The following is an 887-nucleotide window of genomic DNA, read 5'->3' as shown; positions in this document are numbered from 1 at the left end:
TCGGCGAGCAGATCGCGGCGCTGCCGGTGACGTTGACGTCCGATCCGGCCGCGCCCGGACTCGGCTGTGCGCCGTTCGTGGTCGCGACCGCCTCCACCGACAGCGTCTCGGTGTTCGACACCGGCATGAGCGCCGGGCGGGTCGACTGGATCCGCGACGGGGCCCTGCACGCCCTGGCGTATCCGCGGGCCACCGCCGCCGAATTCGGGGCCGTCCCTACCGCGCCGGGGGAGAATCTGCTGCTCACCGGTGGTGGCACCGCCGATGTGGACGACATGATCGCCCGCACCGAACGCGGCCTGCTGCTGACCACCGTGTGGTACCTGCGGGAGGTCGATCCGGCGGTGCTGCTGCTGACCGGCCTGACCCGCGACGGGGTGTATCTCGTCGAGGACGGGCAGGTGCGGGCGGCGGTGAACAACTTCCGGTTCAACGAGTCTCCGGTGGATCTGCTCGGCCGCGCCACCGAGATCGGCGCCACCGAACGCACCCTGCCGCGGGAATGGAAGGACTGGTTCACCCGCACCGCGATGCCGCCGATGCGCATCCCCGATTTCCACATGTCGTCGGTCAGCGCCGCCCACTGACCGGACCCCGAGTGGTTCGGAGCAGGCCGGCGAGATGCCCGCCGATCACCTCCGGACGGACATGCGCTCTCGAAGGTGGACAGAACAAGGCTCGAACCCGCAGGTGAGGCCGAGGGACCCTACGGGATGAGGCGAACCGGGACGATTTGGACGCCTCGCGGGGCGGTTCACTCCAGGTCGCGGACCCACCGGGCGGGGCTGCCCACATACAACGCGTTCGGCGCGCAGTCCTCGGTCACCAGCGAATTCGCGCCGATCACCGCACCGGCGCCGATGCTCACGCCCGGCATGATCACCGCA

The 887-nt window shown here is 70.3% G+C and carries 1 protein-coding gene and 1 pseudogene; one reads left to right on the top strand and one right to left on the bottom strand.

What is annotated here, in order from left to right; all coding sequences use genetic code 11:
• Positions 1-587 (top strand): metallopeptidase TldD-related protein (locus tag R1101_RS0124575; protein WP_016935777.1); only part of this gene is annotated, 587 nt, incomplete at its 5' end.
• 167 nt (positions 588-754) lie between these two features.
• Here the strand turns inward: R1101_RS0124575 and R1101_RS28770 are convergent.
• Positions 755-887, bottom strand: a pseudogene (locus R1101_RS28770) (acetyltransferase); the annotation flags it as partial.

Origin of the sequence: Rhodococcus sp. R1101 (assembly GCF_000278445.1) — a bacterium.
Taxonomy (GTDB): Bacteria; Actinomycetota; Actinomycetes; order Mycobacteriales; family Mycobacteriaceae; genus Rhodococcus; species Rhodococcus gordoniae.
Note: the sequence above shows the minus strand (reverse complement) of the source record. Positions and strands in the feature narration are given on the sequence as shown.